The organism is Thiobacillus sp. (assembly GCF_018780105.1).
Lineage (GTDB): Bacteria > Pseudomonadota > Gammaproteobacteria > Burkholderiales > Thiobacillaceae > Thiobacillus.
The window spans coordinates 244,459-269,582 of the sequence record NZ_JADMKC010000018.1 but is presented as its reverse complement, the minus strand read 5'-3'; the positions used below and the strand labels follow the sequence as shown (position 1 = coordinate 269,582).

Genomic DNA, 25,124 nt, shown 5'->3' with positions numbered 1-25,124 from the left:
CGTCTCCTTGTTTATTCGCTCTGGCTGCTGGCCAATTGCTGGGTCAGATAGGTGCTGGTGCTGTTCATTCTGCTCAGCAGGAGATTCAGGTTGGTGTATTCGGCGATGTATTTCTTTTCAAGGGCCGACATGCGGTTTTCCAGTTTGTCGACGGCCTCGTTCTGGTCTTTGATGTATTGAGTCAGGCTCTTCGTGCGGTTATCGATCAGCCCGCCTGGCTCAAGCGCAGACTTCGCCCAGTCTTCCAGCCGGGTGGCGTAACCGGTCGACGAGGAGAACAGATTGCTCACGTCGGCAAAATTGGTCGATACCGCAGTGTCGAGTTTGCTGCCATCCAGAAGCAGCGAACCGTCTTTCTGGATTGAAATACCGACTTGGGACAGCGTGGTCAGCGAGCCGCCACTTGCCGGTGTCATGAAGATTCCGCGCAATTGGTCCTGCATCAGGCGCAAGGTGCCGTCGCCAGCCAGCGAACCCGCTTCTTGGGTGATGCTGCCATAGGCCGAGCGCGATTTGATCTGGCTGGCCAGTGCGTTATAGGCATCGACAAAACTACTTGCCGCCGTTTTGATCGCTGACGTGTCGCGTGCGACCGTCAGGCTGGCTGGCGTGCTTGTGGTGTTCTTGAGCGTGAGCGTAACGCCCTGAATCGCCTCGCTGACCGTGTTGGACGCGCTGGTGATCGCAATGCCGTTCACCGTGAGGTTGGCATTCTGGGCGGCCAGCGTCTGGGTCAGGTTTTGCGTGCCTTCAGGGTCGTAGCCCAACAGGCTGTTGATGGAGCCATCGCCGCCGCTGGTCGTGATCTTGAAACTGTTGCTGACACCGGAATTGCTCGAGGACAGTGCGAGCCGGTAGGGCGTGCCGCTGCCGTCGTTGACGATGGTGGCGTTGACGCCCAGCCCAGCGGCATTGATGGCGTCACGGATGCCTTCCAGGGTGTTGTTGCTGCTATCGATGGTGATGCTTGCGGTGCCGCTGCCGTTGGAAGTGAAGATCGCGCCACTGTATATCCCGTCGACCAGGGTGCCGCCGCCGAGTGTGTTGGGGTCGATCGTGCCCAGATCGAACGTCACCGTGGTGGCCGATCCATCGCCGATGGCGGCAGTGCTGCTGGTTTGGCCGGCGGCAACCAGATTTTGTGACTGTGCCAGCTGGCTGACATTCACCGAGTACGACCCCGGTACCGCGGTGCTGCTCGCCGTGGCAGACAGCACGCTCGCATCGGAGGGCGTGGCGGTCAACTTCAGCAGGCTGGTGTTCATGCCGGCCGATGCGGTCTGAAAGCCGGATACCAGGCTGCTGAGCGTGCCAAAGGACGAAATCTTGGTTTCGTAGCTGGCAATCTTGGCGGTGAGCTTGTCGATAGGCTGGCGCTCGACCGCCATCAGCTGCGAGACGAGCGAAGGGACATCGAGTGCAGTTGTGCTTGAAGCCGTGATTGCCATGATATGCCTCCCGGCTTATGCCTTCTGAGTCAGCAGTAAACCCTGCTGAAACTCTTCGATTCCGCGCGAAATTGCCAGCACGGACTCGGATGGAAACTGGCGAATCAATTCGCCCGTGCTGGTGTCCACCATTTTCACCACAGTTCGATTGGTGTTGGTGTCCACGCTGAATTCCAGGCTTTGGTTCGACTGTTGCATGGCCTGATTGATGGCTGCCACTGCGGTGTTCAACTCTTCGCTGGAAGGTTGCCGGGCAGCAGGCTGAGTTGCGGGTGCGGCGACAGCCTTCGCCGACGCCGGAGCGACGGGATGGGAGCGGCCATCAAGCTGCACAGCCTGATTTATGGGGGAAGTGTTCGGGATAATCATGGCGATATCCTTTTTGCTAAATCCCCGACCGGATACGCCGGCCAGGGTTTTTCATTTCAATTTAACGATTAACGCAGCAGGGTCAACACGGTTTGCGGAGTCTGGTTAGCCTGCGCCAGGACCGCTGTGCCTGCCTGTTGCAGGATGTTGTTTTTGGCCTGGGCTGCGGTTTCTGCAGCGTAGTCGGTATCCATGATGCGGCTATAGGAAGCGGACAGGTTCACCGAAGCGGTTTGCAGAGTGGCCACTTCGGAGGCCTTTTGCGCCATGGTGGCGCCGAAGGCAGCGCGGGCCGTCATGACGTTACCCAAATCTGTGGCAACGTTTGCAGCGGTGTCGGTCGCAGCATCGATGGCCGCAATGGCGGGTGCACCACCGCCAGCTGCAGTAACAAGCGCTGCAATCCGGACATTTTCACCCGCCAGTGCGACCGTTTCCGCCGTGCCGCCAGGGGTTGCCGTCAGAATTTCCGACATGCGTTGCAGATTTTCCGTGATCTGCCCCAGATAGCCGTCTCGGGTTTGCGCCGACGAAATGACGTCGTTGGCGTTACGGATCTGCACGTTGGCGGTGCGGATCTGGGTATCGTAGCCGACTGCGATGGCCAGGCCGGAAGCGTCGTCCTTGGCGCTGTTGATGCGCAGGCCGGAAGACAGGCGTTCCTGGGCGGTTTGCAGGGCGATCGCCGATTTGTTCAGGGCTGCGCCAGCAAACAGGGCGCCTACGTTGGTGTTGATTACTTGTGCCATGGTATGTCTCCTTGAATATGTCGACTGATTCGGGGTTCAGGTCCGGATCAGCGATTAACGCAACAGGGTCAGCACGGTTTGCGGGGTCTGGTTAGCCTGCGCCAGGACCGCTGTGCCTGCCTGTTGCAGGATGTTGTTTTTGGCCTGGGCTGCGGTTTCAGCGGCATAGTCGGTATCCATGATGCGGCTGTAGGAAGCGGACAGGTTGACCGAAGCGGTTTGCAGGGTGGCCACTTCGGAAGCCTTTTGCGCCATGGTGGCGCCGAAGGCGGAGCGGGCGGTCATGACCGCAGTCAGATCCGCGGCGACCGAGGCGATGGTGCCGGTAAGCGTCGGTGCACCGGCGCCGACAAGCGTATTGATACGGGTGTTTTCAGCGAGCAGCGCAGTCGTTTCTGCCGTGCCAGCCGGAGTGCCCACCAGAATTTCGTTGATGCGCTGGAGGTTTTCCGTGACTTGGCCCAGATAACCGTCCTTGGTTTGCGCCGTCGAAATGGCGTCATTGGCGTTGCGGATCTGTACGTTGGCGGTACGGATCTGGGTGTCGTAGCCGACTGCGATGGCCAGGCCGGAAGCGTCGTCCTTGGCGCTGTTGATGCGCAGGCCGGAAGACAGGCGTTCCTGGGCGGTTTGCAGGGCGATCGCCGATTTGTTCAGGGCTGCGCCAGCAAACAGGGCGCCTACGTTGGTGTTGATTACTTGTGCCATGGTTCTTTCTCCTTAAACTGGGTCGATTGACTCGGCTGATGCCCCGTTGGGCGTGTTGCCGTCAACTTTGGTCTTGCCCACCTGGGCTACATGCACCGCCGTTGTGTGAAGAATCGTCGGGGGTTGGAGAAAGTTAAGGCCGGTTTTAAAAAATCTGCATCCATTTCTTCTGATGCCCTGCAGACAAGGCGATCCGGGGTGTTCATGCTTTTGCAGCCGGTGCGTCGGGCGCGGTACACACGCGGTTTTTCCCGGTTTGCTTGGCGACATACATGGCGGCGTCGGCGCGGGCGATGCTGGCGTCCTGCCCTTCACCCTTGGCGCGCAGCGCAACGCCGGCGCTGAAGGTGATCAGCACCTGCTCGTTCTTGTCGAGGAAGAATTTCTTGGTCAGGCTGCGCTGCAACCGGGTGATGATCTTGACCGCACCTTCGAGCGGCGTGTTGGGCAGCATCACCAGAAACTCTTCGCCACCCATGCGCGCGATGTGGTCGGTGAGGCGCAATTCCTCCTTGGCGACCGCAACCAGATGAACCAGCGCGTCGTCGCCGGTCTGGTGGCCGCGCGCATCGTTCAGCGCCTTGAAATTGTCGATATCGATCACGGCGATGCAAAACTGGGAGCTGTGGCGGTCGGCACGTGCGGCCTCGCGGGCGAACTCGTCTTCCATGCCGCGCCGGTTGAGGCTGCCGGTGAGCGGGTCTTCGCGCACCAGGAAGCTCATTTCGGTGAGCTGGGCTTCCAGCTGCATGATGCGGGCTTCGGCCTGCACGGCGGTGTCGCGTTCGTGCACCAGCTGGTCGTGCGCGCGTCGGTTGTCGGCTTGCGCAATGCGGGTTTCGTTGATCAGACTTTCCAGGATGCGGTTGAGTTCGATGACATCTTCGGTGCCATGAATGCGTTCGACGTGGGCGGTGATTTTTCCCTGGTATTCGTCGTTGGCGGCCAGCGTGTCACTGAGGCGGCTGACGAAGGTGGTCATGGTGGCCTTGAGCCGGGTGGTGGCCTCGCGCAAGCCATGCTTGACCATGCTTTGCTTGTAGATGACTTCCTTGAGGCGCTTTTCGGCCTCTTGCAGCGATTTGATCAGCATCGGGCCGGCGATGACTTCCTGCACCATGTCGAGCTGGCCACGCAGCCAGGTGTCGTCGTCAAGCAGTTCGCCGATGTTCTCCACCAGCAGCAGCAGAATGCGTTTGAGCGTCTCCTGCTGGTCGTGCGTATCGCTGCCCTGCAACTCAATGCCGACCCACAGGTTTTTCAGCTTGGCGAGGGCGTCGCGCAGGCTGGATTCATTGTTGGCATTGCGGAAGGCAACCGCTATTTGTTTGGCCTTGTCCGCCAGCGACGGGCTATGGCTGAGCAGGGAGGCCACGCCAAATTCCAGGGTCTTGGCCAGCGATTCACGCAACAAGGCGAGATTGTCGGCGGGCGGCGCGGCCACGGCAGGCGGGGCGCTCTTTTCCGGCTTTGCGATCAGCAGGCGGCTGATTTGCCCCAGTTGCTTGCGGCTCATTGCCCAGTCTTCCTTGCGGATCGACTGATCAAGCGCGTTGGCGGAATCGGCCAAGTGAGGGTGGTGCAAATTGAGGTCCATGACCAGCCCGGCCAATACGGTGGCAGCACTCGGCGCGTTTGATGGGGGCGCAGTAGGAACGCCGCTGATTTCCTCGTACAGGGTCTGGTAATTGTCCGGCGTGGGCGCCAGCCGACGCATGGCCAGGCGGCGCAGGGTTTCCCGCGCCACCTCGGACGGATTGTTCAGATTGATCTTGTCGCTGGGTTCGGCCATGTTCACTTCCTGATTCCGGGGCGGCCTCCTGGGTCGTCACCGTGCAAACGCATGGTAGAACGCACAGGGGGGCAAGGAAAGGCTGGATTAAGGCGGTAAAAGGCCGGTATTTCTCCGACAAGCGCTGCAACCGGACGAAGATGGGGCGCTAGCCCAGCAGATTGTGCTTGAACGCGTAATGCGTGAGTTCGGCGTTGTTCTTGAGCTGCATCTTTTTAAGCAGGCGGGCACGGTACATGCTGACCGTTTTGACCGAGAGCAGCAATTTGTCGGCAATCGCCGATACCGGCAGCCCCGAGGCAATCATGTGCAGGGTCTGGAATTCGCGGTTGGACAGGGTTTCGTGCGGCAGGCCTTCGCGCTCGCCGCTGACCGTGTGGGCCAGTTCCTGCGCGACTTCGGCACTGACGTATTTCTTGCCGGATGCCGCCAGCCGGATCGCTTCGATCAGTTGTTCCGGTGAACACCGCTTGTTGAGATAGCCCGCCGCGCCGGATTTGAGCGCACGCACCGCATAGTGGGATTCGCGCTGCATGGACAGCATCAGGATCTTGAGATCGGGGTGCTCCTTTTTCAGCAGATCCAGGGTTTCGAGGCCGCTGCGGTCCGGCAAATCGATATCCATCAGCACCAGATCCCATTTTTCCTGCCGGACCATCTGCTGAGCGCGGCGGGAGCTGTCCGCCTCGCCTGCAACCTGAATGCCGCTGGCCTTGGTCAGAATGTGCTTGATTCCCTCACGCATGAGAGCGTGATCGTCGACGATCAGGATGCGGTAGGGTTTGGCTGCTGCCACGAGCGTCCTCAAATTCGAATTTGGGAGGATTATGCCGCTTTAAGCCGGGAATGAAAAAAGCCTCGTATTGCTGCGAGGCTTTTTGAATGGGGGTCCCGGATCCGATTCAGAGGGTTGTGGTTACCGCTGCCGGGCACCCACGCCTTGCACCATTTCGATATACAGCGATTCCACACGCGCCCGCGCCCATGGGGTACGACGCAGAAACTTGAGGCTCGACGTGATGCTCGGGTCATGGGTAAAGCAGCGGATCTCGATTTTCCGCCCCAATGCATCCCAGCCATGAAAGGCAACCAGCTCGTTCAATAACTGTTCGAGAGTGACACCGTGGAGTGGATTGTTGGGCTGAATCGCTTGCATGGTTTTAGACCCTGTCTGGTTGCGGCAGGGTTTACTGGGTCAGCGTGCGCATCCTGTCCAGCTTCTCGACCACCGCCTGATAGAGATCGCCATCGGCATCGGGGTTGCGGTCCGGGTGGTGGGCGCTGCGGATTTTTTTCAGCGCAGCCATATCGTCGGGCAGGTCATGCACCCGGGTTACCCGGTCGCCGTTCTTTTCCATCTCGCGCTGAACCTCGGCCTCTGCGCCTTCGCGCGTGGCGTGCAGGCGCTTGCTGCCAAGACGCCAGCCATCCTGGGTCTTGCGCGGAGATTGGTTTTTCTCACCATCAAACCAGATCCATTTTCCGCTATCAGGATCCAGTTCAAACCGAACGGTGGTGATGCCGTAGGTGTAAACGGGCGGCTTGAGATCCTTGGCGAACATCTTGAACGTGCCGACAGTACCCACGGCCGCCAGGTAATACGCGCCAGCCTCATGGGGGCAGAACGCGCCGTTGGGCACGGACTTAAGCGTGGGCTCAGGCTTGCTGCCGTTAAGTAATGGCTCCGCTGTGGCGTCGTTACGTAACGAATCCATTTCAGCCTTGCGGCTGGCGTGCCATGCGGCCCGGCGTTGTGCGTTGGTCACTGGTGTTGCTCCTTACTATTGCTGAAAGCCCACGGGGATCGCCCCGGCCCGCCTGAGGGAACCGATGAGGATGTCCGGGCGTGTTTTCTTGTGGGCGTTATCCGCAACCCAACTGCGACGCGAAAGCTGCGTTTGCATGGTGCTTTGGGCATGCCTTTGGGCCCACAAGAATGAAAAATGGGCTGCCACCTAAGCGACAACCCATTGATTTACTGCTGTGTTCTGGCTCCCCGACCTGGACTCGAACCAGGGACCTGCGGATTAACAGTCCGTCGCTCTACCGACTGAGCTATCAGGGAATGGAAAGCGCGCATTCTAGGGATGGGTGCGCGGTTGGTCAAGCCTAATTACCCGCTCCGGCCTAAAAACTTGTTCATGCCGCGAAAGCAGGACAGGGCAGTCAAGAAGCTACGTTTATTTTCCGTTATCGGTAAACATGCGGCAATGAGGTGCCGCCGGGGCGGCCTTCGATAGCCTGGATGGCTGGGCGGGTGCGTCATAAATATTTTGAGCCAGTGATTTGCTTTTCACTGGGCAAGAAGGATGAGGGTGTTTGCATGACTGATCGCAACTATCGGCTGATATTGGGCCTGGCCATTCTGGTTATTCTGTATTTCGATTTGACCTATGCCATGTATGGATTGATCGGCTTGCTGTTTGCCGAAGGCATCACGAATTGGCGCATTCCTTTATTGGTGGGCCAATTTACGCAGCAACCCGATGTGCCGCCGATGGAATCCTTCGATTTCAAATGGCCATTGAACGCAGAACGGGCCTGGCGCCTGGTGGTCGGAGCCATGCTGCTGCTGAGTGCAGTGCTTTTCAATGAAATTGCCTGGTTTTTGCCCTGGTTCATGGGCTTTGCCATTTTTGGGGCAGGGGTAAGCGGCATGTGCCCCGTGCTGTTGGGCTTGCGCTTCGCCGGGTGTCGGCGTTGAGTCAAACCGCCAAGCCTGAACCAGTCGTCAGCGGAGAGCAATTGTCCGTTCACGGCGGACTGCCTGCACGCATCACGGGGATCGTTTTCTGGGGCATGGTGCTGGCGGGGCTGTTGATCGTGCTGGTGACGATTCAGGCCTGGGAAGCGGATTTGGAAGATGCACAGTCCGCGTATCTCGCCGAGGCAGCGCTTACCCTGCAGGCGCAGCTCGAGAGCCGGCCCGAACCGCGTCCGGCCGGGGGCGCGAAACCACCGGCAATCCTGGAACAGATGCGTCGCCGTTATGGCTTCAGTGCGCTGGAAGTAGCTGGCCCGGCGGGCGTGTGGCGAGCCGGCAAGCCCGATATGGCGCAGGCGACCTATATGCAAGCCATGCCCGTACACAAGCCGGATGGCACGTATGAGATTTTGCGCATGCAGGCCTATGTGCCGGCGCATTCTGTTTTCCTGAGTGAGCAGCGCAAGCATGTACTGTTATTCACGGGGCTGGTGGCCATGGTGTTTGGCCTGATTTTGCAGGCGATTCTGCATCGCATGCTGTCGCGGCCGTTTCTGCGCATGGTCGGCACTGCGCAAAATTTTGCTGCTGGCGACAAATCGGCGCGGTTCGATGTTCAAGGGGCCGATGAATTCGGCTTTCTGGCCGGTTTCATCAATCAGGCGCTGGATGCCGCGAATCGTTCCGAGATGGCCTTGTCGCAGGAGAAAAACCGCGTCGAGGTGATGCTGCATTCGATTACCGACGCGGTGATCGCGACCGACGCGGACGGCTGCGTGCAGTTCATGAATCCGGTGGCGGAAGAGTTGATAGCTTGTTCGATCCTGGCCGCCCGGGACAGGCCGCTGCACGAATTGGGCAAATTCATCGACGAACTGACGCGGCTGGCGATCGCGGACCCGGTGCGGTGTTGCCTGCTCGATGGGCAGATCGTGGTGTTGCACTCGGGCAGCGAATTATTCGTCAACCACATCGGCGCTGAGATTCCCGTATCGGGAACCGCCGCGCCGATGCGCAACGGCCGGGGCGAGATCATGGGGTGCGTGGTGGCATTGCAGGATGCGCGCCATGCGCGCGAACTGACGCGGCGTCTGACAGTCCAGGCCAGCCGGGACAGTCTGACCGGGCTGTTCAACCGCCATAGCTTCGAGAGCCAGGTGAGGCGTTTGATCGACGAGGTGGACGGAGGCTATGCCAACCATGCCCTGTTCTACCTTGACCTCGACCAGTTCAAGATCGTCAACGACACCTGCGGCCACGTTGCCGGCGACGAGTTGTTGCGGCAGTTGGGCGTCATCCTGCGCGACGACTTGCGTAGCGACGATATCCTTGCCCGCCTCGGCGGCGATGAGTTTGGCGTGTTGCTCCGGCGCTGTTCGCTCGACCAGGCGATCAAGATCGCCGACAAGCTGCGGCGCAGCGTAGAAGAGTTTCGTTTTGCCTGGGGCGACAAGGTGTTCCAGATCGGCGTCAGCATCGGAGTGGTGCCGGTCGAGCCGGGCGTGACTGATCTTGCAGCCTTGCTCAGCGCCGCCGATCTGGCGTGTTATGCCGCCAAGGAAGCCGGGCGCAACCGGGTTCATGTGTATGAAGCTTCAGACGATGCACTGGCGCACCAGTATGGTGAAATGCATTGGGCGACCGATCTTGTGCGTGCGCTGGACGAGGATCGCTTCGAGATTTTTGTGCAGCCGATTGTGGCCCTGGCGGCGGGCGATTCGCATCGCCATTGGGAGGTGTTGTTGCGTTTGCGCGCAGCAGATGGAGGCTATATCGGCCCCGGTGCATTCATGTCGGCGGCTGAGCGTTATGGTTTGATGCCGCGTATCGACCGCTGGGTCATCGAGCGTACTTTCAGGACGTTTTCCGATATTGCAGCGCGTAGCGCGACAGAATGCTGCCAGGATGTGGTCGCGATCAACCTGTCGGGCGCCTCCCTGAACGACAGCAGTCTGATCGAGTTTGTGCGCGATATTCAGGCCAGCACAGGCATGCCATGGGAACGGGTCTGCTTCGAAATCACCGAGACCGTGGCGATCCGCAACCTGCACATGGCGATCAGCCTGGTCAATGAACTGCGTAATATGGGGTGCAAGTTTGCGCTGGATGATTTTGGCAGCGGCCTGAGTTCCTTTGCCTACCTCAAGAGTCTGCCGGTTGATTATCTGAAAATTGATGGCAGTTTCATCATGGATATCGTCAGCGACCCGGTCGACCGGGCGATGGTCGAAGCGATCCGCGAAGTGAGTCGCATCATGGGCGTGAAAACGGTGGCCGAGTGGGTGGAGAACGAGGAAACGGCCGAAGTGTTGCGCACAATCGGCATCGATTACGCGCAGGGTTATTTCTTTGGGCGTCCCGGTGCGGTCGGGAACTGGTCGGAGAAGTGTGAAGCGCTGAGCCGGGCGCCTCAGCTGGCACTGGCCCAGGTTCAATAATTGCCCAGGTTATGCGTTCTGCGCTATTGCGTCGCGAGACGCCACGTCTGCAGCACATCGTAATGTGCGCCATCCGCTTGCGGATTTGACGCCACCAGCACAAACCGATCGACCCCCCAGTTAACCGGCAGACATTCAGGTGCCGCACCGCCCGGCGCCTTGCGCAGCAGGGTGATATGCGGGGTGTGCGGGCGGGCGTCGAAAGGGATGTCCAGCGTGCGTAATTGATCGCGCAGGGCCCGCACTAGGCTTTCAAGCGTTTGCGAGGGCTGGCTCAAGCCCAGCCAGCCAATCCGGTTGTGCGGCCAGTGGCCGGTTTGATCGAGGTTGAGTTCGAACGCGCCGATGGGAATGTCCTGGATGCTTTGCAGCAAGGCGTCGATCTGTGCGGCAGGAAGCTCGCCAAGGAAGACCAGGGTGAGATGTAGCGTGTCGGCGCGCATGCGGCGGCCACCCCAATGTTGGTGCAGCCACTTGCCGGTCCGGTTAAGTGCGTTGCGGGTGGCGTCGTCCGGCCACAGGGCAAAGAATAGTCGTCGCGTCGCAGGCTTGGCCGGGCCCGATTCAATCAGGCCGGTTTCAGCCAGCCCGGATTCAGTCACGCTCGATCAGGCACACCGCTTCGGCGGCGATGCCTTCGCCGCGCCCGGTGAAGCCGAGCTTTTCAGTGGTGGTGGCCTTGACGTTGACGCGGTCGATGGCAACGCCGAGATCGTCGGCGATGTGCGCGGTCATGCGTGCGATATGCGACGCCATTTTGGGCGCCTGGGCAATGATCGTGGCGTCGACGTTGCCGACACGCCAGCGGCGCTGTTGGAGTTGTTCGGTCACGCGGCGCAGCAGGATGCGGCTGTCGATGCCCTTGAATTCGGCACTGGTATCGGGGAAATGGCGGCCGATGTCGCCGAGACCTGCTGCACCGAGCAGCGCATCGCAAATCGCATGCAGCAGCACGTCGGCGTCGGAATGTCCGGCAAGGCCGCGGTCGTAGGGAATCTCGACGCCGCCGACGATGAGCTTGCGGTTTTCAACCAGGGCATGGACGTCGAAGCCGTGGCCGATGCGGAGGTCACTCATTCAGCTTCCCCAGAATCAGGCCCGCCAGTTCCAGATCCTGCGGGTAGGTGACCTTGAGGTTGCGGCTGTCGGACTCGATCAGGAGCGGCTGCAGGCCGAGTTGCTCAATGGCCGAGGCCTCGTCTGTCATGTCGCCGCCGGCGGCGCGTAGCGCTTCGGTCAATTTGCCGTGGCGGAACATTTGCGGCGTCTGCGCCTGCCATAGCCCCGCGCGCGGAACGGTGGCTTCGGCGCGTGCACCGGAGCGCGTGTCGGCTGCAGCACGTTTCAGGGTGTCGGCCACCGGCACCGCGAGCAGGCCGCCGACCGGGTCGTCGGCGACTTCATCCAGCAGCTTGCCCAGCAATTCGTCCGGCAGGCAGGGACGCGCGGCATCGTGCACCAGTACCCAGTCGTCGGCAGCGCAGACTTGGGCGATGGCATCGAGGCCGTTCAGCACCGTTTCGGCGCGGGTAGCGCCGCCGCAGCGCAGCACTTCGATGCGTTCTTCCCAGCCTTGCCACGCGTAGTTGTTCCAGCGCTTGTCGGTAGGTGAGAGCACGACAAACAGCTTGGTAATGCGGGGCTCGCGTGCCAGTACCATCATGGCGTGCGCGATCATCGGAACCGAATTGAGTGACATGTACTGCTTTTCAATGCTCCCGCCCATGCGCGAGCCGCTGCCCGCAGCGGGTATCAATGCGTAAAACTTCAAGCGTCACCTCCGGGTGCCAGCACGTCGCGGTTGCCGTTCGACTGCATGGACGACACCAGGCCGGCGCGCTCCATGTCTTCGATCATGCGCGCGGCGCGGTTATAACCAATGCGTAATTGCCGTTGCACCGAGGAAATCGAGGCACGGCGGGTTTTCAGGACATACGCGACGGCCTGGTCGTAGAGCGGGTCGGCTTCCGCCGCTTCGCCGAATTCGGCGCCGCCTTCGCCGGATTCCTCGGGCGAGTCGAGCATGCCTTCGATGTAGTCCGGTTCGCCCAGCGACTTCAGGTAATCGACCACGCGGTGCACCTCGGCGTCCGATACGAACGCACCATGCACCCGTTGCGGCAGCCCGGTGCCGGGCGGCAGGTAGAGCATGTCGCCCTGTCCCAGCAGGGCTTCGGCACCCATCTGGTCGAGAATCGTGCGCGAATCGATCTTGCTCGAGACCTGGAACGCGATGCGGGTCGGGATGTTGGCCTTGATCAGGCCGGTGATGACGTCGACCGACGGCCGCTGCGTCGCCAGAATCAAATGGATGCCCGCGGCACGCGCCTTCTGCGCCAGGCGCGCGATCAGTTCTTCGACTTTTTTGCCGACCACCATCATCAGGTCGGCGAGTTCGTCGATCATCACCACGATCATCGGCAGGGTTTCCAGCGGCTCTGGATTGTCCGGCGTCAGGCTGAACGGATGCGTCAACGGCGTGCCGGCCTTTTTGGCATCGCGGACTTTCTGGTTGTAGCCGGCGAGATTGCGCACGCCCACGGCGGACAGCAGCTTGTAGCGCCGCTCCATTTCGCCCACGCACCAGTTGAGCGCGGCAGCGGCCTGCTTCATGTCGGTGACCACGGGCGCCAGCAGATGCGGGATGCCCTCGTAGATCGACAGTTCCAGCATCTTGGGGTCGACCATGATCATGCGCACGGCAGACGGGTCGGCTTTGTAGACCAGCGACAGGATCATGGCGTTGACACCGACCGACTTGCCCGATCCGGTGGTACCCGCCACCAGCAGATGCGGCATCTTGCCGAGATCCGCCACCACCGGGTTGCCGGCGATGTCCTTGCCCAGCGTCACGGTCAGCGGGCTGGCGCTGTCGTGATAGGCGGTGGAGCCGAGAATCTCGGACAGCCGCACGATCTGCCGTTTGACGTTGGGAATCTCCAGTCCCATCGTGTGCTTGCCGGGGATGGCTTCGACCACGCGGATGCTGATGACCGACAGGTTGCGCGCCAGGTCCTTCGACAGATTGACGATCTGGCTGCCTTTGACGCCGACCGCCGGCTCGATTTCGTAGCGGGTGATGACCGGGCCGGGCGAGGCCGACACCACTTTGACCTCGACGCCGAATTCGGCCAGCTTGCGTTCGATCATCAGCGAGGTGAATTCGAGCGATTCGGGGCTGGCGGTTTCGACCACTTCGTCGGCGGGGTCGAGCAGGTGCAGAGGTGGCAGCGGCGAATCGGGCAGATTGGAGAATAGCGGCGCCTGCTTTTCGGTCACGGCGCGTGCAGATTGCGGCACTTCCTTCACCACAGGCTCGATGCGGATCGGCGCCGCTTCTTCGAGTTTCTTCTTGACGACTGAAACCTTGGCTTCGCGCTTCAGTAATGCCGCCTCGCCCAGCTTGCGGTCGTGCGACGCCTGCCAGGCTTCGCGCAGCTTGAGGTAAGTGGTTTCGGCCCACTCGCCGGTGCGTTCGGCCATACTGAGCCACGACACACCGGTGAACAGGCTGAAGCCCAGCGCCATCAGCAGTAGCAGGATCAGCGAGCCGCCGGTAAAACCCAGCAGGGCGCCGGCCGCGCCGCCGATGCCGAGTCCTAGCACGCCGCCGTGGGCATCCGGCAGCGCCACCGACCAGTGCCAGGTGCGCAGCCATTCGACCCCCGTGCTGGCCAGCAGCAGCAGCAGGAAGCCGCCGAGCCGCACCCAGCGCTGACGGCCTTTGTCCAGCAACGGCTCGTCCAGATTGCGAAAGGTATGGATCACATAGGCCGCGGCCAGCACCACCCACCACCAGGCCGACAATCCGAACACCAATAAAAGTACATCTGAGACTTTGGCGCCAAAAGGACCACCAAGGTTATGTATCTCCCCACCATCACCAGTTGTGCTAAAGCTAGGGTCAGCGAGATTGTAGGTAAGTAGAATCGCCGCGAGCAGCAGCGCAGCGAACCCCACCAGAAGGGCGCGGGCTTCGCGCAACAGGCGTTGCATGCGGGGCGACAGAGGCTGGGTCGGACGGGGAGCGGGACGCGCCATGGATACGTGGGGTACTTGGGGTACTTGAAATGGGCAAATGTGCGCCCGATTATAAACGGGGCGGCCTGCCGGGCGGGCAACCCCGACAGGCAGCATGGAAATGCCGTTGCCAAGATTGGTTAGAATAGCCCGCTTTCCCCACCTCACCCGAGACCTGCCATGAGCACCGCACACCACAAACTCGTTATCCTCGGTTCCGGCCCTGCCGGCTACTCCGCCGCTGTGTACGCTGCGCGCGCCAACCTGTCCCCGGTCGTCATCACCGGCATGCAACAGGGCGGCCAGCTGATGACCACCACCGAAGTCGACAACTGGCCGGCCGATGTCGACGGCGTGCAGGGTCCCGAGCTGATGGATCGTTTCGAGCGTCATGCCAAGCGCTTCAACACCGAAATCATTTTCGACCAGATCCACACCGCGAAGCTGACCGAGAAGCCCTTCACCCTGATCGGCGATTCCGGCACCTACACCTGCGATGCGCTCATCATCGCGACCGGCGCCTCGGCCATGTACCTCGGGCTGCCGTCGGAGCAGGCCTTCATGGGCAAGGGCGTGTCGGGCTGCGCCACCTGCGACGGCTTCTTCTACAAGAACCAGGATGTGGCGGTCATCGGCGGCGGCAACACCGCGGTCGAGGAAGCGCTGTATCTGGCCAACATCGCAAAACACGTCACCCTGGTGCATCGCCGCGACTCCTTCAAGGCCGAGAAAATCCTCGTCAGCCATCTGATGGACAAGGTCAAGGAAGGCAAGATCACGCTGGCCACTGACAACACCCTGGACGAGGTGCTGGGCGACAAGACCGGCGTTACCGGCATGCGCATCAAGAGCACCAAGGATGGCAGCACGAAAGACATCGCGCTCACCGGCGTCTTCGTCGCCATCGGCCACAAGCCGAATACCGCCATTTTCGAAGGCCAGATCGATCTCGAAGGCGGCTACATCGTGACGAAGGGCGGCAACAAGGGCAACGCCACCGCCACCAATATCGAAGGCGTTTTCGCGGCCGGCGACGTGCAGGACCACATCTACCGCCAGGCCGTCACCAGCGCCGGCACCGGCTGCATGGCCGCGCTCGACGCCGAACGCTACCTCGACGCGCTCGGCAAGGCCTGATCACGGCACGCCGGCAGCGGGCATTGCAGGATGAAGCGCGCCAGCGGCAGTTCCCTTGCCGCCGCCTCGTTCGAGGCGCTGGCACGCGTGCGCCGCGAGCTGCACGAGCTGCACGAGCTGCACGAGCAGGCCGCCGCGCCGAAAGCGCGTCAGCAGGCACCGCATAAACCCAAAGCTCCGGCGGATGGCGCCATGCTGTTTCGCCGTGCTGTCGCCGATGCGGTTCCCTTGCCCCCTTCCGATCGCGCCGAGATCAGGCACCCGCTGCCCAAGCCGGTCGCCCACCAGAGACAGGCCGACGAGCGGCAAGTCCTGGTCGACGCGCTGGCCGATCCGTGGGACTGGGATGCCGCCGTAGCCACCGGCGAGGAGCTGTTTTTTGCGCGCCCCGGCATCCCCACCGCCGCGATGCGCAAACTGCGGCGCGGCGGCTGGGTCATCAAGGCCGAGCTCGACCTGCACGGCCACAGCGGCGACGAGGCGCGCGTGGCGCTGGCGGAGTTCCTCAACCGCTGCATGCTCGAAGACCGGCGCTGCGTGCGCATCATCCACGGCAAGGGCCACGGCTCGAAAAACCGTCTGCCCGTACTGAAAAACAAGGTGCGCCACTGGCTGATGCAGCGCGAGGACGTGCTCGCGTTCTGTCAGGCACGCACCGTCGATGGCGGCGCCGGTGCGGTCGTCGTCCTGCTCAAATCCTCCACCCGTTAAATTCATCCAGAAAAGGCACGCCATGAGCGACCCCGTTATCTCCGATTTCGAATTGCCGGCAACCGGCAATACCGCCTTCAAACTGTCCGCACAGCGCGGTCGCAACGTCGTCGTCTACTTCTACCCCAAGGACGACACCCCAGGCTGCACGCTGGAAGGCCAGGAGTTTCGCGACCTGCATGCCGACTTCGCCAAGGCCAACACCACGGTCGTCGGCGTTTCGCGCGACAGCCTGGCTTCGCACGAAAAATTCAAGGCCAAGTTCGAATTCCCCTTCGAGTTGCTGGCCGATACCGAGGAAAAGGCCTGCGAGCTGTTCGGCGTGATGAAGTTGAAGAACATGTACGGCAAGCAGGTGCGCGGTGTCGAGCGCAGCACCTTCGTGTTCGATGCGGAGGGCAAGCAGGTGAAAAGCTGGCGCGGCCTCAAAGCGCCGGGACACGCGGCGGAAGTGTTGGCCTTCGTGCAAACGCTTTAAGGCCGACTAATCAGCGCGGTTGCGCTCAGGGGCCGGGCTGTCGTTGTCCGGCGCCGGCGTCGGGACAAGCGACTTGAGCTTGAGGTGTAGTGCGGCCTTGGCGAGCAGGTGCGCACTGACCGGTGCGGTGATGAACAGGAACAGGCTGACCAGCACCTCGTGCAGGCTGATGCCTGCTTCGTGCACGCTGAAATACACGGCGGAGGCGATCAGCAGGCAGCCGAGCCCCAGCGTGGTGGCCTTGGTGGGGCCGTGCAGGCGCGTGTAGAAATCGCGCAAGCGGGCCAGGCCGAGCGAACCGATGAAGGTGAACATCGCGCCGGCAAGGATCAGCAGGGAAAGCAGGATCTCGGTCATGATTGCCCGGGCCTCATTCGATGATGTCGCCGCGCAGCAGATACTTGCAGAGCGCCACCGTGCCGACGAAGCCCATCATGGCGATCAGCAGCGCCGCCTCGAAATAGAGGGCGCTGCCGCGGTGGATGCCGAGCAGCACCAGTAGCGCGAGGGTGTTCACGTAGAGCGTGTCGAGCGCGAGGATGCGATCGGGCGCGTCGGGACCTTTCAGCAGCCGCCAGAAGCTGAGCAGAAAAGCCAGGCTCACCAGCGCAAACGCGATCTGGAGGGCAGTGCTCAGCATCGGTCGTTTCCTTCTTCAAATATCTTCTTGAGCGGCGCCTCGTAGCGCTGCTTGATTTTTCTGACGAGCGCGTCGCCGTCATCGGTATCCAGTGCGTGAACGATCAGCGTGCGGCGATCCCCGCTCAGCAGCGCCGACACCGTGCCCGGAGTCAGCGAAATGGTATTGGCCAGCAGGCTGATGGCGAGCGGGGTTTCGAGCGCCAGCGGCACCTCGACGAATACCGGGCGCAGCCGGGCTGGTCCCCGCAGAATCAGGTACGCGACATGGAAGCTGCCGTGCACGATGTCGAGAATCAGGATGCCGAGATAGTGCAGCAGGGTGAGCGGATGGCGGATACGCACCGGCTCCAGCCAGAAAGCCGAGGTGGCGAAAGGGATCAGCCAGCCGAGCAGCCCACCCAGCACGACGTGGCCGGCGGAAAGCTGGTTGACCAGCAGCAGCCACAGCAGGGCGAGGGTGAGGCTCAGCAGGGGATGCGGCAGCAGGCGTCTCATGGCGTCGTTCCCAGCACTGCGCCGATGTAGAGATGGGGTTGCAGCAGTTGCGCCGCCGTGGCGCTTGCGTAGCCGGACAACGGTCCCGCCCAGATCACCATGCCGATGAGCAGCAACAACAGGCCGGCAACGGGCGCCAGCGCGGCCCAGGTCGGCGCGGTTGGTGCGGTTGGTGCGGGTGTCGCATCGTTGGCGCCGAGTGTGCGGTAGAACAGCAGACTGCCGCTGCGCGCGAGCGCGATCATGCCAACCAGGCCGGTGACGAGCACCACCCCCCACACCCAGGGCAACAGCGGCGAATCCAGCGCGGCCTTCAGCAGCATGAATTTGCCGAGAAAACCCGACAGCGGCGGCAGCCCCGCAAGCGCTACGGCAAGCACGAAAAACAGGCCACCCAGCACGCGCGCGCCCGGCATGGCGAAGCCCGGTTCGAAGCGGTCGGCGAATTCGCCGCGCGCCCGGCTGATCGAATCGGCCAGCAGGAACAGCGCCGCCGCGGCGAAGGTTGAGTGCGGCAGGTAATACAGGCCGGCGGCGATGGCGTCGCGCGTACCGAGACCAAAGGCCAGCAGCAGGCTGCCGATCGAGGCCACCACCAGGTAGGCGGTTTGTTGCCGCAGCGAGGTGCTGGCCACCACGCCGAGCATGCCGAGCGTCAGCGTGGCGAGCGCCAGCGGCGCCAGCCAGGCGTCGAGCAGTTGGGCGACCGGGCCGGCAGCGTCGCCGAACATCAGGCTGTAGACGCGCAGGATGCTGTAGGCGCCGACCTTGGTCATGATGGCGAACAGGGCCGCCACCGACGCACTGGTGTGCGCGTAGGCCGCGGGCAGCCACAGATGGAAGGGCAGCAGCGCCGCCTTCAGCGCGAACACGGCAAACAGCAGCAGGCCCGCCGTCTCGACCAGCGCCAGATTTCCGGGCGGGGTGCGTGCCAGCTTGACCGTGAGGTCGGCCATGTTGAGCGTGCCGGTGACGCCGTACAGCGTGCCGACGGCGAACAGGAACAGGGTCGAGCCGGCCAGGTTGATCACCACGAAATGCAGCCCGGCCTTGACGCGCAGGCGGCCGCCGCCGTGCAGCAGCAGGCCGTAGGAGGCCAGCAGCAGGATTTCGAAAAACACGAACAGGTTGAACAGGTCGCCGGTGAGGAATGCGCCGTTCAGGCCGAACAACTGCAACTGGTACAACACGTGGAAATATCGCCCTTCGGTATCGATGCCCTGGCTGGCGTGCAGCAAGGCGAACAGCGCCACCAGCGCCGTCGCCATGAGCATCCAGGCGGCAAGGCGGTCGACCACCAGCACGATGCCGAACGGCGCATCCCAGTTGCCCAGCTTGTAGACGAGCTGGGTGCCATCGCCTGCGGTCTGCATCAGCGCAATCGCCAGCGGAATCAGCGCCAGGGTGGCGGCGACGCTGACGCCGCGTTGCAATGTCAGGCTGCGATTGCGCAGCATCAGCAGCACGATGCCGGCAAGCAGCGGCAGCAGCACCGGCAGAATCGGCCAATGCATCGTCAGGCCATTCATCGCGGGCCGTCCTCGTCGTAGTGTGTGCCGTCGACATGATCGTTGCCGAGTTCGGCGCGCGCCTTCAGCGCCAGCACGATGACGAACGCGGTCATGCCGAAGCTGATGACGATGGCGGTGAGCACCAGCGCCTGCGGCAGCGGATCGGTGTAGCGTGCGCCATCGGCAATCACCGGCGGGACGCCGATGGCGAGCCGGCCCATGGCGAACAGGAACAGGTTCACTGCATAGGACATGAAGGTGAGCCCGAGCACGACGGGGAAGGTCTGGCCGCGCAGCGCGAGGAACACGCCGCAGGCGGTGAGGACGCCGATGATGAGGGCGATCAGCGCTTCCATCAGGGCACCGGCTTTCGATTGATCCGGCTGTCGTGCAGCGCGCCGATCTGGACCAGGATCAGCAGGGTGACGCCGACCACGACGAGGAAGACGCCGAGGTCGAACGCCATCGCCGAGGCCAGTTCGAAATCGCCCACGAGCGGTCCATGCAGATGGCCAAAAGTGGAGGTGAGGAAGGGATGGCCGAAGGCCCAGCTCGCCAGCCCGGTCAGCGTGGCCAGGGCCAGCCCGGCCGCGATCACCGGCTGGGGGGCGCCCGCCAGGCGCGCGTGCATCCACGCGTTGCCGCGTGCGAGGTACTGCACGATCAGCGCCACGGCGGTCACCAGGCCGGCGATGAAACCGCCCCCCGGCTGGTTGTGGCCGCGCAGCAGGATGAAGACTGCCACCAGCAGCGCAAGCGGCAGCAGCAGCTGGGTGAGCGTGGCCATGATCAGGGGATAGAGGTCGCGGTTCCAGGCGCGCCCGGCGGCGTCGCGGTCGGGCGCATCGAGGCGCAGGTTTTCCAGCAAGGCATGGATGCCCAGTGCGGCCAGCGCCAGTACGGTAATTTCGCCCAGCGTGTCGTAGCCGCGGAAATCGACCAGGATGACGTTGACCACGTTCCTGCCGCCGCCGCCCGGTAGACTGTGTTCGATGAAATAACCCGCGATGGTGTCGTAAGGCCGGCTCAGCACGGCCCAAGCCAGCAGCGCGGCGGCGCTGCCTGCCAGCAGCGCGGTCACGCCATCGCGCCAGATCCGCCAATCACGTTCGCGCGCAGTCTGTTGCGGCAGGAAATACAGCGCCAGCAGCAGCAGGATGATGGTGACGATCTCGACCGACAGCTGGGTCAGCGCGAGGTCGGGCGCCGAGAATTTGACGAAGGTGAGCGACACCACCAGTCCGACCACGCCGATAGTGATCAGCGCAAGGAAACGCTGACGCTGCAGCCAGACGGTCGTGAGCGCGGCCACGATGAGCGCGGCGCCGGCCAGCAGGCTGACGGCGTCGAGCGGCAGGCCGGCCCGCATGCCGGTGAGCGGCGTAGCGCTGCCGGGCCAGGGCGAGAAACCGAGCACGAGCGCGGCGAGCAGCAACAGGAACACTTGCCGTTGCAGCGAACCGGTATCGATGAGGCGCGTGATCCGGCTGGACAGTGCAAACAAGGCGTCGAGCAGAAAGTTGTACACCACACGGGCGTCGAGACGATCGAGCCTGCGCGCGTGCAGCGCAAACAGCGGACGGCGCAGCAGATAGATCGCGATGCCGCCCGCCATGGCGGTCAGGCTCATGGCCAGCGCCGGATTGAAGCCGTGCCACAGCGCCAGGTGATATGCGGGCAGTGGCGCCTGCAAGGTGGCGGATGCGGCCACCGCCAGCAATGGCGCAACGGTGAGCGCCGGTGCAATGCCGACCATCAGGCACAGCACCACCAGGATTTCCACCGGCACCTTCATCCAGCGCGGCGGTTCGTGCGGCGTTTTCGGCAAGTTGATGGGTTCGCCGTTGAAGAACACGTCGTGGATGAAGCGGATCGAGTACGCCACCGCAAACGCCCCGGCCAGCGTCACCAGGGCCGGCAGCAGCCAGCCGCCGACATGACCGGCGGAAATCTGCATGGCCTCGGCGAAGAACATTTCCTTGGACAGAAAGCCGTTCATCAGCGGCACGCCCGCCATCGCGGCGGCGGCCACCATCGCCAGCGTCGCGGTGTAGGGCATGAATTTCCACAAACCATTGAGCCGCCGCATGTCGCGGGTGCCGGCCTCGTGGTCGATGATGCCGGCCGCCATGAACAGCGAGGCCTTGAACGTGGCGTGGTTGATGATGTGGAACACGCCGGCGACCGCGGCGAGCGGCGTCGATAGGCCGAACAGCAGGGTGATGAGGCCAAGATGGCTGATGGTCGAATACGCCAGCAGGCCCTTGAGATCGTGCTTGAACAGCGCGACGAAGGCGCCGATCAGCAAGGTGGCCAACCCGGTTCCGCTGACCAGCCAGAACCATTCCGACGTGCCCGACAGCGCCGGATACAGTCGTGCCAGCAGGAACACGCCGGCCTTCACCATGGTCGCCGAATGCAAGTAGGCCGAGACCGGGGTAGGCGCGGCCATCGCGTGCGGCAGCCAGAAGTGGAAAGGGAACTGCGCCGACTTGGTGAACACGCCGAGCAGCACCAGCACCAGGGTCGGAACATAGAGCGGATGCGCGCGGATCAGGTCGCCGGAGGCGAGCACGACGGACAACTCGTAGCTGCCCACGATGTGACCGAGCAGCAGGAAACCACCCAGCAGGGCGAAACCGCCCATGCCGGTGACGGCCAGCGCCATGCGCGCACCCTGGCGCGCTTCCTCGCGGTGCTGCCAGTAACTGATCAGGAGGAAGGACGACAGGCTGGTCAGCTCCCAGAAGATCAGCAGCTGGATCAGGTTTTCCGACAGCACGATGCCGAGCATCGAGCCCATGAACAGCATCAGGTAGCTGTAGAAGCGCCCCATGCTGTCGCGTTCGGACAGGTAATAGCGCGCGTACAGCACGATCAGCAGGCCGATGCCGAGGATCAGTCCGGCGAACAGCATGGCGAGGCCGTCGAGGCGGAAGGCGAGGTTGAGCCCCAGCGCGGGCAACCAGTCGTGTTGCTGCACCAGGGTGTCGCCGTCGAACGGCACGGCGAACAGCGGGGCCAGCAGCGCCAGCGACGCCAGCGTCACCGCGCCTGTCGCCCACGCGGATTGCGAACGTCCGAGACGGGATGCCAGCGCAACCAGCGCTGCGCCCACAAAGGGGATCAGTACGGCAAAAAACAGCGTCATCGATCGGGGGGCGGGAGTTGAACCGGTTTGTGGCCGGAAGACGCAGCCATTCTAACGTGGCGTGCGTGTGGGCAGATGCGTCAAGCCGGATGTCAGGCGGTCAGATCGTCGGCAATCTGCTGGGCGAGTTGCTGCGCGGCGGCCTCGATGCGCCGGTCGGCCAGCGCCCCCGGGTTCGCCGAACCGATTTCGATTCCGTACAAATCGATCCGCGACGGCAGGCTGCCGAGTTCGCGCGCCAGCGCCAGGGCGTCGAGCACGCCAAGGCCGTGGCTGGACAATCCGTGGCGGTAGGCAGGCCAGTCATCCACAGCAAAATGCCGGATGCGGCCAACGGCGCCATCCGATTGCATCGCATCGATCAGGATCACCCGGTCGGCATCGCCCAGCAGGCCGACGAGACTTGCGCCGGGTCGGTCCAGCTTTTGAATATCCACTACTGTGGATTGAACTCCGGCCGCCAGCAAGGCATCGACCGTCAGCCAGCCAGCCTGGTCGTCGCCCGAGGGCGAACCGATGCCGAGGATGCGCAGCGTGCTCACGTCCGCTCGACGTTCAGCCGCAGAAAATGCGTGGCGCAGGAAATACAGGGGTCGTAGTTGCGAATGACTTTTTCGCAGTGCAGGCGCAGCGCATCGTCCGGGTGGTCGAGCCCGAAGTTGAGCAGCGACAGTCGCAAGTCCTGCTCGATGCGACCCTGGTTCTGGCTGGTCGGCGGCACGATGCGCGCGTTGACCACGCGGCCGTCGGCGTCCATCTCGTAGCGATGCCACAGCAGGCCGCGCGGCGCTTCGGTGCAGCCGGTGGCCACGCCGGCACGCGGGGTGACCGGCGCCCAGGGCGAATCCGGCAGCGTGTAGTCGTCGAGCAGGCGTGCCGCTTCCTGCAGCGCCAGCAGGATTTCCACCGCGCGCGCCAGCAGGCTGTGGAAGAGATTGCGGCTCGGCAGCGTGAAGCCCGTTTCGGCGAGCAATGTCTGGATGCTGACAGGCAGGCGGTCGTGGTTGAGATTCAGCCGCGCCAGCGGGCCGACCAGATAGGGCTGCTGATGATAGGTGCTGAACAACGCAGTGGAATGCGGTTCGTGCTGCTCGGCGAAGTGGGCGTCGTAGGCGTCGGCTTCGATCAGCAATCCGTCGCTGGCGGCGATGGCGCCGGTTTCGATGGCGTAAGCGGTCGGGTGCCGCATCGCGACCGAGACGAAGGCCTGATCGTCGGGCGGCATCGGGATCCGTGCTGCCCAGCGCACCAGTGCTTCGGCCTCCGGCAGCGCGGCGCGCAGCTTGTCGCGCAGGTCGCGGATGCGGGACAGCGCAGGCGCGGCATGGAAACCGCCGATGCGCACGCCGACCGGATGCACCGAACGGGCGCCGAACAGGTCCATCAACTCGTTGCCGAGCGCCTGGATACGCAGGCCGCGGCGCACTTCGTCGGGCGCGATCTTCGCCAGTTCGATGGCGTTGCCGCAGCCGAAGAAATCCGGCGCGGCCAGCAGGTGGATGTGCAGGCTGTGGCTCTGGATCCATTCGCCGCAGTAGAACACCCGGCGCATGGCCTGCGCCCAGGGGCTGAGTTCGACGCCGAACAGTTTTTCCAGCGCCTGCGCGGCGGTGACTTGATACGCCACCGGGCAGATGCCGCAAATGCGCGCCACCAGATCGGGGATTTCGCTGTAGTGGCGGCCTTCGAGAAACTTCTCGAAGAAGCGCGGCGGCTCGAAGATGCGCAGGCGCAGCTGCGTGATGTTGCCGTCCTCGATACGCAGATCGAGCGCGCCTTCGCCTTCCACCCGCGCGAGCACCGGGACGTGGATCGCCACCGTTCGATTCTGTTCACTCATCGCGGATCGTCCTGGCCTTGCCGGCGGCAGCGAGAAACACCGGCGCCTGGCTGTTGATCGACTGGAAGCGCTGCGCGACGGCCTGCGGTGTCAGCCCCAGATGCGCGAACTGTGCCGCCAGCGCGTCGGTGTTGGCGCTTTCTGCCGGGCCGTAGCAGCCGTAGCAGTCGCGGCCGAGGCCCGGGCACAGCGCGCCGCAGCCGGCCCGCGTCACCGGGCCCATGCACGGGATGCCGCGCGTCACCATCACGCAGGGATAGCCGTGGCGCTTGCACTCGGTGCATACCTTGTCGGCGTTGTCGCGCGGCGCCACGCCGAGCAGCAGGGCGTTCACCACCGCCAGCATCTGCCGGCTGTTGACCGGGCAGCCCCACAACTCGAAATCGACTTTGACGTGGCGTGCGATCGGGGTGGAATGCTGCAGGCTGGCAATGGCTTCGGGATGGCTGTAGATCTGCGCGATCCACTGCGCGCCGTCGGCGTTGTTGCGCAGGCCCTGGATGCCGCCCGAGGTGGCGCAGGCGCCGATGGCGATCAGCATGCGGCTGTGGGCGCGGACGTGCTGGATGCGTTCGAGGTCTTCCGGCGTCGACACGCTGCCTTCGACGAAGGCGATGTCGACGTCGGTGTCCGGGTTCAGCGGGCCGGCTTCGGCAAAATGCACCAGCTCGACGCGTTCGGCCAGCGTCAGCAGGTCCTCGCCGAGATTGAGCAGAGCCAGCTGGCAGCCGTCGCAGGAGCTGAACTTGTGCACCGCCACGCGCGGTTTGATCGTCGATGCGTTCATCCGGGGTGATCCATAAAGCAGAGCCACGTCATTCCGGCGAAAGCCGGAATCCAGCCTGTTAAAAATCCACCGCGCAAGCGGACAACATGGTCGTTGTGTCCGCTTCGCGGGGTTCTCCTCGGAACTGGATTCCGGCTTTCGCCG

Annotated in this window: 26 protein-coding genes and 1 tRNA gene; 5 read left to right on the top strand and 22 right to left on the bottom strand. The window is 63.0% G+C overall.

The features are described from left to right. Window positions 1-11 precede the first annotated feature (11 nt). From fliD to IV098_RS11475, 9 genes are all read right to left on the bottom strand, one after another. Window positions 12-1,448 (bottom strand): flagellar filament capping protein FliD, encoded by a 1,437-nt coding sequence (gene fliD / locus IV098_RS11515; protein WP_296889252.1) that lies wholly within the window; start codon window positions 1,446-1,448, stop codon window positions 12-14. Between the two features lie 15 nt (window positions 1,449-1,463). Continuing rightward, window positions 1,464-1,817, bottom strand: a complete 354-nt coding sequence (locus IV098_RS11510; protein ID WP_296889250.1) for a flagellar protein FlaG — start codon at window positions 1,815-1,817, stop codon at window positions 1,464-1,466. 68 nt (window positions 1,818-1,885) lie between these two features. Further along, a complete protein-coding gene (locus tag IV098_RS11505; protein ID WP_296889248.1) occupies window positions 1,886-2,566 on the bottom strand; it encodes a flagellin in 681 nt (226 codons plus the stop codon). Window positions 2,567-2,620: 54 nt separating this feature from the next. Further along, window positions 2,621-3,274 carry a flagellin gene (locus IV098_RS11500; RefSeq protein ID WP_296889246.1) on the bottom strand — a complete coding sequence of 218 codons (654 nt, stop codon included), beginning with the start codon at window positions 3,272-3,274 and terminating at the stop codon, window positions 2,621-2,623. A gap of 202 nt (window positions 3,275-3,476) precedes the next feature. Beyond that, window positions 3,477-5,066: a GGDEF domain-containing protein gene (locus IV098_RS11495; protein WP_296889243.1), complete on the bottom strand. Its 1,590-nt coding sequence runs from the start codon at window positions 5,064-5,066 to the stop codon at window positions 3,477-3,479. Window positions 5,067-5,214: 148 nt separating this feature from the next. Next, window positions 5,215-5,862, bottom strand: coding sequence for a response regulator transcription factor (locus IV098_RS11490; protein ID WP_296889240.1), 648 nt, complete (start codon window positions 5,860-5,862; stop codon window positions 5,215-5,217). Between the two features lie 120 nt (window positions 5,863-5,982). After that, the gene (locus tag IV098_RS11485) at window positions 5,983-6,222 is read right to left on the bottom strand and encodes a VF530 family protein (protein ID WP_296889238.1); all 240 of its coding nucleotides are present in this window, start codon (window positions 6,220-6,222) and stop codon (window positions 5,983-5,985) included. Window positions 6,223-6,253: 31 nt separating this feature from the next. After that, window positions 6,254-6,832 carry a hypothetical protein gene (locus IV098_RS11480; RefSeq protein ID WP_296889236.1) on the bottom strand — a complete coding sequence of 193 codons (579 nt, stop codon included), beginning with the start codon at window positions 6,830-6,832 and terminating at the stop codon, window positions 6,254-6,256. A gap of 223 nt (window positions 6,833-7,055) precedes the next feature. Beyond that, a tRNA-Asn gene (locus IV098_RS11475) sits at window positions 7,056-7,131 on the bottom strand. Window positions 7,132-7,389: 258 nt separating this feature from the next. Between IV098_RS11475 and IV098_RS11470 the strand changes: the two genes are divergently transcribed. Further along, the gene (locus IV098_RS11470) at window positions 7,390-7,770 is read left to right on the top strand and encodes a YgaP-like transmembrane domain (protein ID WP_296889232.1); all 381 of its coding nucleotides are present in this window, start codon (window positions 7,390-7,392) and stop codon (window positions 7,768-7,770) included. A 41-nt stretch (window positions 7,771-7,811) separates the two neighbouring features. Continuing rightward, window positions 7,812-10,208, top strand: a complete 2,397-nt coding sequence (locus tag IV098_RS11465; RefSeq protein WP_296889229.1) for an EAL domain-containing protein — start codon at window positions 7,812-7,814, stop codon at window positions 10,206-10,208. Between the two features lie 23 nt (window positions 10,209-10,231). On the opposite strand, the gene thpR is transcribed toward IV098_RS11465, so the two are convergent. The 4 genes from thpR to IV098_RS11445 are packed head-to-tail and all read right to left on the bottom strand — an operon-like array spanning window position 10,232 to window position 14,249. Then, on the bottom strand, window positions 10,232-10,810 hold the full coding sequence (gene thpR, locus IV098_RS11460) for an RNA 2',3'-cyclic phosphodiesterase (protein ID WP_296889227.1): 579 nt from the start codon (window positions 10,808-10,810) through the stop codon (window positions 10,232-10,234). Further along, the gene (gene ispF / locus IV098_RS11455; protein ID WP_296889225.1) at window positions 10,803-11,285 is read right to left on the bottom strand and encodes a 2-C-methyl-D-erythritol 2,4-cyclodiphosphate synthase; all 483 of its coding nucleotides are present in this window, start codon (window positions 11,283-11,285) and stop codon (window positions 10,803-10,805) included. Before ispF ends, thpR begins: the two co-directional genes overlap by 8 nt. Continuing rightward, a complete protein-coding gene (gene ispD / locus IV098_RS11450; RefSeq protein ID WP_296889222.1) occupies window positions 11,278-11,979 on the bottom strand; it encodes a 2-C-methyl-D-erythritol 4-phosphate cytidylyltransferase in 702 nt (233 codons plus the stop codon). The genes ispF and ispD overlap by 8 nt, the downstream gene beginning before the upstream one ends. Then, a complete protein-coding gene (locus tag IV098_RS11445) occupies window positions 11,976-14,249 on the bottom strand; it encodes a DNA translocase FtsK (protein WP_296889220.1) in 2,274 nt (757 codons plus the stop codon). Before IV098_RS11445 ends, ispD begins: the two co-directional genes overlap by 4 nt. Window positions 14,250-14,408: 159 nt before the next feature. On the opposite strand from IV098_RS11445, the gene trxB reads away from it, so the two are divergent. The 3 genes from trxB to IV098_RS11430 are packed head-to-tail and all read left to right on the top strand — an operon-like array spanning window position 14,409 to window position 16,554. Further along, window positions 14,409-15,365, top strand: coding sequence for a thioredoxin-disulfide reductase (gene trxB / locus IV098_RS11440; protein ID WP_296889218.1), 957 nt, complete (start codon window positions 14,409-14,411; stop codon window positions 15,363-15,365). A 30-nt stretch (window positions 15,366-15,395) separates the two neighbouring features. After that, window positions 15,396-16,076, top strand: coding sequence for a Smr/MutS family protein (locus IV098_RS11435; RefSeq protein ID WP_296889216.1), 681 nt, complete (start codon window positions 15,396-15,398; stop codon window positions 16,074-16,076). Between the two features lie 22 nt (window positions 16,077-16,098). Then, window positions 16,099-16,554 (top strand): peroxiredoxin, encoded by a 456-nt coding sequence (locus IV098_RS11430; protein WP_296889213.1) that lies wholly within the window; start codon window positions 16,099-16,101, stop codon window positions 16,552-16,554. A gap of 6 nt (window positions 16,555-16,560) precedes the next feature. Here IV098_RS11430 and IV098_RS11425 read toward each other — a convergent pair whose 3' ends face one another. The 9 genes from IV098_RS11425 to IV098_RS11385 all read right to left on the bottom strand — a co-directional run bounded on the left by IV098_RS11425 (window position 16,561) and on the right by IV098_RS11385 (window position 24,980). Next, a complete protein-coding gene (locus tag IV098_RS11425) occupies window positions 16,561-16,911 on the bottom strand; it encodes a Na+/H+ antiporter subunit G (RefSeq protein ID WP_296889211.1) in 351 nt (116 codons plus the stop codon). A gap of 13 nt (window positions 16,912-16,924) precedes the next feature. Continuing rightward, a complete protein-coding gene (locus tag IV098_RS11420; protein ID WP_296889210.1) occupies window positions 16,925-17,194 on the bottom strand; it encodes a K+/H+ antiporter subunit F in 270 nt (89 codons plus the stop codon). Next, complete coding sequence (locus tag IV098_RS11415; RefSeq protein ID WP_296889208.1) at window positions 17,188-17,691, bottom strand: Na+/H+ antiporter subunit E; 504 nt, start codon at window positions 17,689-17,691, stop codon at window positions 17,188-17,190. Before IV098_RS11415 ends, IV098_RS11420 begins: the two co-directional genes overlap by 7 nt. Further along, window positions 17,688-19,220, bottom strand: a complete 1,533-nt coding sequence (locus IV098_RS11410; RefSeq protein WP_296889206.1) for a monovalent cation/H+ antiporter subunit D — start codon at window positions 19,218-19,220, stop codon at window positions 17,688-17,690. The genes IV098_RS11415 and IV098_RS11410 overlap by 4 nt, the downstream gene beginning before the upstream one ends. Continuing rightward, a complete protein-coding gene (locus IV098_RS11405; RefSeq protein ID WP_296889204.1) occupies window positions 19,217-19,558 on the bottom strand; it encodes a Na+/H+ antiporter subunit C in 342 nt (113 codons plus the stop codon). Before IV098_RS11405 ends, IV098_RS11410 begins: the two co-directional genes overlap by 4 nt. Further along, the gene (locus IV098_RS11400; protein ID WP_296889202.1) at window positions 19,558-22,353 is read right to left on the bottom strand and encodes a monovalent cation/H+ antiporter subunit A; all 2,796 of its coding nucleotides are present in this window, start codon (window positions 22,351-22,353) and stop codon (window positions 19,558-19,560) included. Before IV098_RS11400 ends, IV098_RS11405 begins: the two co-directional genes overlap by 1 nt. Before the next feature lie 92 nt (window positions 22,354-22,445). Continuing rightward, window positions 22,446-22,895: a hydrogenase maturation protease gene (locus IV098_RS11395; protein WP_296889199.1), complete on the bottom strand. Its 450-nt coding sequence runs from the start codon at window positions 22,893-22,895 to the stop codon at window positions 22,446-22,448. Then, the gene (locus tag IV098_RS11390; protein ID WP_296889197.1) at window positions 22,892-24,193 is read right to left on the bottom strand and encodes a Ni/Fe hydrogenase subunit alpha; all 1,302 of its coding nucleotides are present in this window, start codon (window positions 24,191-24,193) and stop codon (window positions 22,892-22,894) included. The genes IV098_RS11395 and IV098_RS11390 overlap by 4 nt, the downstream gene beginning before the upstream one ends. Then, window positions 24,186-24,980, bottom strand: a complete 795-nt coding sequence (locus tag IV098_RS11385; RefSeq protein WP_296889195.1) for a sulfhydrogenase subunit delta — start codon at window positions 24,978-24,980, stop codon at window positions 24,186-24,188. Before IV098_RS11385 ends, IV098_RS11390 begins: the two co-directional genes overlap by 8 nt. Between the last annotated feature and the right edge of the window lie 144 nt (window positions 24,981-25,124).

Excerpts from the sequence above, each read along its gene's own strand:
- IV098_RS11400 (WP_296889202.1), bottom strand. The coding sequence starts at position 22,353 with ATGACGCTGTTTTTTGCCGTACTGATCCCCTTTGTGGGCGCAGCGCTG.
- IV098_RS11495 (WP_296889243.1), bottom strand. The coding sequence starts at position 5,066 with ATGGCCGAACCCAGCGACAAGATCAATCTGAACAATCCGTCCGAGGTG.
- IV098_RS11445 (WP_296889220.1), bottom strand. The coding sequence starts at position 14,249 with ATGGCGCGTCCCGCTCCCCGTCCGACCCAGCCTCTGTCGCCCCGCATG.
- IV098_RS11410 (WP_296889206.1), bottom strand. The coding sequence starts at position 19,220 with ATGAATGGCCTGACGATGCATTGGCCGATTCTGCCGGTGCTGCTGCCG.
- IV098_RS11485 (WP_296889238.1), bottom strand. The coding sequence starts at position 6,222 with ATGCAAGCGATTCAGCCCAACAATCCACTCCACGGTGTCACTCTCGAA.
- IV098_RS11385 (WP_296889195.1), bottom strand. The coding sequence starts at position 24,980 with ATGAACGCATCGACGATCAAACCGCGCGTGGCGGTGCACAAGTTCAGC.
- IV098_RS11500 (WP_296889246.1), bottom strand. The coding sequence starts at position 3,274 with ATGGCACAAGTAATCAACACCAACGTAGGCGCCCTGTTTGCTGGCGCA.
- IV098_RS11390 (WP_296889197.1), bottom strand. The coding sequence starts at position 24,193 with ATGAGTGAACAGAATCGAACGGTGGCGATCCACGTCCCGGTGCTCGCG.
- IV098_RS11405 (WP_296889204.1), bottom strand. The coding sequence starts at position 19,558 with ATGGAAGCGCTGATCGCCCTCATCATCGGCGTCCTCACCGCCTGCGGC.
- IV098_RS11425 (WP_296889211.1), bottom strand. The coding sequence starts at position 16,911 with ATGACCGAGATCCTGCTTTCCCTGCTGATCCTTGCCGGCGCGATGTTC.
- IV098_RS11420 (WP_296889210.1), bottom strand. The coding sequence starts at position 17,194 with ATGCTGAGCACTGCCCTCCAGATCGCGTTTGCGCTGGTGAGCCTGGCT.
- IV098_RS11470 (WP_296889232.1), top strand. The coding sequence starts at position 7,390 with ATGACTGATCGCAACTATCGGCTGATATTGGGCCTGGCCATTCTGGTT.
- ispF (WP_296889225.1), bottom strand. The coding sequence starts at position 11,285 with ATGAGTGACCTCCGCATCGGCCACGGCTTCGACGTCCATGCCCTGGTT.
- IV098_RS11505 (WP_296889248.1), bottom strand. The coding sequence starts at position 2,566 with ATGGCACAAGTAATCAACACCAACGTAGGCGCCCTGTTTGCTGGCGCA.
- trxB (WP_296889218.1), top strand. The coding sequence starts at position 14,409 with ATGAGCACCGCACACCACAAACTCGTTATCCTCGGTTCCGGCCCTGCC.
- fliD (WP_296889252.1), bottom strand. The coding sequence starts at position 1,448 with ATGGCAATCACGGCTTCAAGCACAACTGCACTCGATGTCCCTTCGCTC.
- IV098_RS11510 (WP_296889250.1), bottom strand. The coding sequence starts at position 1,817 with ATGATTATCCCGAACACTTCCCCCATAAATCAGGCTGTGCAGCTTGAT.
- IV098_RS11435 (WP_296889216.1), top strand. The coding sequence starts at position 15,396 with ATGAAGCGCGCCAGCGGCAGTTCCCTTGCCGCCGCCTCGTTCGAGGCG.
- IV098_RS11430 (WP_296889213.1), top strand. The coding sequence starts at position 16,099 with ATGAGCGACCCCGTTATCTCCGATTTCGAATTGCCGGCAACCGGCAAT.
- IV098_RS11415 (WP_296889208.1), bottom strand. The coding sequence starts at position 17,691 with ATGAGACGCCTGCTGCCGCATCCCCTGCTGAGCCTCACCCTCGCCCTG.